The following is a 3,543-nucleotide window of genomic DNA, read 5'->3' as shown; positions in this document are numbered from 1 at the left end:
GACCGGGTTTTGTCACATCTGATCGAGCCGACGAAACAGCGCGGCCATCCTGCCTGGGGTCGCAATTGATCGGGGAAGCACTCGGCGCCACGTTCAACCACAGCCCTGAAAAGGAAATTGGCAAATTCCCGATTTATTTAACCCAAGAGGGTTTGGCTAATCCGAAGTTTTCGCACTTCGGGGAAACCCTGGAAGTCGGCCATTGGCACAATGACATGCCAGGGCTCACCCTGGACGCCAAGATCATTGCGTACAGCAAGGGTTGCCCGCGTCAAATCGTTGAATACCACCAACTGGTGTACGGCTTTCAATGCCATATGGAGCTCACCAAAGACGTCGTGGAACTGCTGATCCAGGCATCGGAGGCGGAACTGATAACGCTCACTGACCGGCGTTTTGTTCAGCAACCAGCCGCGTTGCGGGCTAACGATTACGATGCGATGAACCAGAAGCTATTCGTATTTTTGGACAAGCTCGTTGCCGATTACCAGGCCGAGTAACGACTCAAGACAACGTCGCTGTTCAGGAGGCAGTGGCGTTTGTGTGCCAGCTACGACAGGCCGCTTTGGGTCCAGGCTGTGTGAAAACACGCTGACTGCATTGAAGGCTGAGAGTCGCGAGGGTTGCCTGTGGAATCAGCGGCCACTAACGGGTGAGCAAGCAGTTGGATTTACGCCCTGATCGCCTCAAGCAGCCCTGCGATGCCGAAGATGCTCATCATTCGTTTGAGGTTGTAGGCGAGCACATGAAGGCTCATCTCGGTACTTACCCTCGGTAGGGTTTTAGTCAGGAAGTGGGTAGCTCCCATCCAATATTTGAGCGTTCCGAAAGAATGCTCAACAGTCTGTCGGCGAACCCTCATCTTCCCTGGATCATGGTCCAATCGGATCTGCAGGGCACACCCTCAAACCCAAGTGCACCCAGGTCGAGTTCATCGACGAAAACGTCGACCACTCGCACTGGATTTTCTTCGGCTACGTAATCGTCCAGGCACTCCGGCAGCAACGTGACTTGCGTCCGGGCCTCACCTTCAATGAATCGCTTCATGATCGCCCCCGATACGATCTAGACGCTCAGAAGATTAGACAATCTCAGACGTTTTCACACAGCCTGGCCCCATGGCGGACAGTTTGTATTCCGATTCCTGGCCGAGAGCGGGATCACGTATAGCTGCAATAGAATATCGTGACTATCCTTTTCGGTTATAGAGCAAACAGGCCCCATTCAAGAAGTGTTGCAATCCTCACAGCGGGTCCTGATAGCAAGTTCTGCTCGCTTTGACAAAAAGCAGGATAAATGAGGTGAGGATTGACAGGCGAATGCAATCAGGTGCGCAACTGGAATGCAGTTTCGCACCTGAAAACTATTGGAGGTTGATTGACACTCCAGAGAGACCTGACGAAATGCCGGATTAATGCAACAACGAGCGGCGCCTCGCATAGGCGAAGTAGATCACCAGGCCAATTGCCAACCACGCCCCAAATACCAGCCAGGTCGTCTGCTTGAGGAAGGTCATCAAGGTTACGCAGAACGCGATGGCGAGCAACGGAACAACGGGCACGCCCGGGCATCTGAATGCGCGAGGGAGATCGGGTCGGGTCTTGCGCAATACGATCACTGCCACCGAGATCAGACTGAATGCGGCCAACGTACCGATATTGATCAGCTCGGCGAGGACGTTCAGCGGAATCAGAGCCGAGATCAGCCCGAAGACTATTCCGACCATCCAGGTGGCGAAAAATGGTGTGCCGAATCGTGGATGAACCCTGGAAAGGCGCTGGGGAAGCAGTCCGTCGCGCGACATCGCGTAGATGATCCTGGTTTGACCGTACGCCATAACCAGAATGACCGTCGTCATGCCAATGATTGCGCCTAAATCAACGAACCCGGCAACCCAGCTTTCACCGGCATGTTGCAACGCCAATGAGACCGGATGATCAACGCCAAGGAATTGGGCATAGGGCACGATACCGGTCATGATCATTGAAACGGCAACGTACAACACCGCACAAACGGCCAAGGAACCGATAATGCCGATGGGGAGGTCACGCGCCGGGTTTTTCACTTCTTCGGCGGCAGAGGAAACCGCATCGAAACCAATAAAAGCAAAAAAAACCAGGGCCGAAGCACTCAAAATGCCTTGGCCACCGAAGGGCGCGAAAGGTTGCCAGTTAGCCGGTTGAACATGTCGCACACCAACGGCGATGAAGAGCAGCACCACGGCGATCTTGATGATCACCATCACGTTGTTTACGCGCGCAGATTCCTTGATGCCCATGGAAAGCATCCAGGTAATTGCCAGCATAATCACCAGCGCGGGTAGGTTGAACCAGGTTTCCACACCGGGCAAAGAGCCTGGAGCCGCCGTAAGCACAACCGGAAGATTCAGCCCAAATCCGCTCAGCAGGGACTGGAAGTAACCCGACCACCCAACAGACACAGCCGAACTGGCCAGTCCGTATTCGAGCATCAGATCCCAGCCGATCATCCAGGCCACCAACTCTCCCAGCGTCGCGTAGCTGTAGGTGTAAATCGAGCCTGCTACCGGTACAGATGAGGCGAACTCAGCATAACAGAGCGCTGCAAATGCACAGGCCAACGCCGCTAACAGGAATGAAACCATGAGGGCCGGTCCCGCAGTCAATGCGCCGGTTCCGGTCAATACAAAGATGCCTGTCCCCACGATTGCACCGATACCAATCAGGACCAGATCCATCGGCCCCAGCACTTTTTTCAACCCGGCAGGAGCTCGGGCAGCAGCAATCATTGCGTCCAGGTCTTTTGTTCTGAAAATGCTCAATATTGCCTCCGTTGTTACTTGTTTTTATTGTCAGAGCCAGTGGCTTGGGTGTCGGAAATGACAAGAAATTGTATTTCAGCGCCTTGAAAATTAGCTTTCGAAACGGATCTGTATTTGATTATTTTTCAGACGTTAATTATCTAAAATATGTTCTTTAGGTAATTTTCTTTCTAATATTTGTCGTTTCTAGAAATGGATGCTTGATCAAGGACCTGCGGGATGGGGCCAATCGCCCTACCGCGTACTCATTGTTAAAGGGAGAGAACACATGGCGGAAATGGATAAGGTTGATCGTTCAATTCTGGAAATTCTGCAAATGAATGGTCGCCTGACGAACGCCGAGATCGCCGCTCGTGTCTACCTGTCAGCGCCAGCCTGCTGGAAGCGCCTGAAGCGCCTGGAAGAGGAGGTGATTGTCGGGTATCACGCGCACTTGAACCCAAAGACCATGGGGCTGGGACTTTTTGCTTTCATCAGCGTCACCCTCGATAGTCACTCCGAGGACGCCATGGAGCATTTCGAAGCGGGCGTTCTGGCGCTGCCCAACATTATTGCCTGTCACAAAGTGTCGGGGAAATACGACTACCTCTTGCAGGTAGTCGTCAAAGACATGGAGGCATTCCATGAACTCGCCATGCATCGCATACGTACGCTCGGCAATATCAAGGAAATGTACACCGGGTTTTCGCTCAAGGAGATCAAGCACTGCAATACCTTGCCACTGTAAGTGCCTGGGCTTGCCC

General features: G+C 53.1%; 3 protein-coding genes and 2 pseudogenes. 2 read left to right on the top strand and 3 right to left on the bottom strand.

Going from position 1 to position 3,543, the window contains the following annotated elements; all coding sequences use genetic code 11:
• Positions 1–500, top strand: a 500-nt coding sequence (locus AC1DVH_RS27790; protein ID WP_477756491.1) for a glutamine amidotransferase-related protein, incomplete at its 5' end; no start/stop codon positions are given.
• A 170-nt stretch (positions 501–670) separates the two neighbouring features.
• Here AC1DVH_RS27790 and AC1DVH_RS27785 read toward each other — a convergent pair.
• The 3 genes and pseudogenes from AC1DVH_RS27785 to AC1DVH_RS27775 all read right to left on the bottom strand — a co-directional run.
• Positions 671–895 (bottom strand): annotated as a pseudogene (locus tag AC1DVH_RS27785) (transposase); the annotation flags it as partial.
• A gap of 2 nt (positions 896–897) precedes the next feature.
• Positions 898–1,047 (bottom strand): annotated as a pseudogene (locus tag AC1DVH_RS27780) (IS5/IS1182 family transposase); the annotation flags it as partial.
• A 364-nt stretch (positions 1,048–1,411) separates the two neighbouring features.
• The gene (locus AC1DVH_RS27775) at positions 1,412–2,800 is read right to left on the bottom strand and encodes an amino acid permease (RefSeq protein WP_477756490.1); all 1,389 of its coding nucleotides are present in this window, start codon (positions 2,798–2,800) and stop codon (positions 1,412–1,414) included.
• A 268-nt stretch (positions 2,801–3,068) separates the two neighbouring features.
• Between AC1DVH_RS27775 and AC1DVH_RS27770 the strand changes: the two genes are divergently transcribed.
• Entirely contained in the window at positions 3,069–3,527 is a 459-nt protein-coding gene (locus AC1DVH_RS27770; RefSeq protein WP_477756489.1) for an Lrp/AsnC family transcriptional regulator, read from the top strand.
• The last annotated feature ends 16 nt before the right edge of the window (positions 3,528–3,543 follow it).

The organism is Pseudomonas sp. P4_C3 (assembly GCF_056402075.1).
The sequence above is the reverse complement of the archived record's forward strand: the minus strand, read 5'-3'. Positions and strand labels throughout refer to the sequence as shown.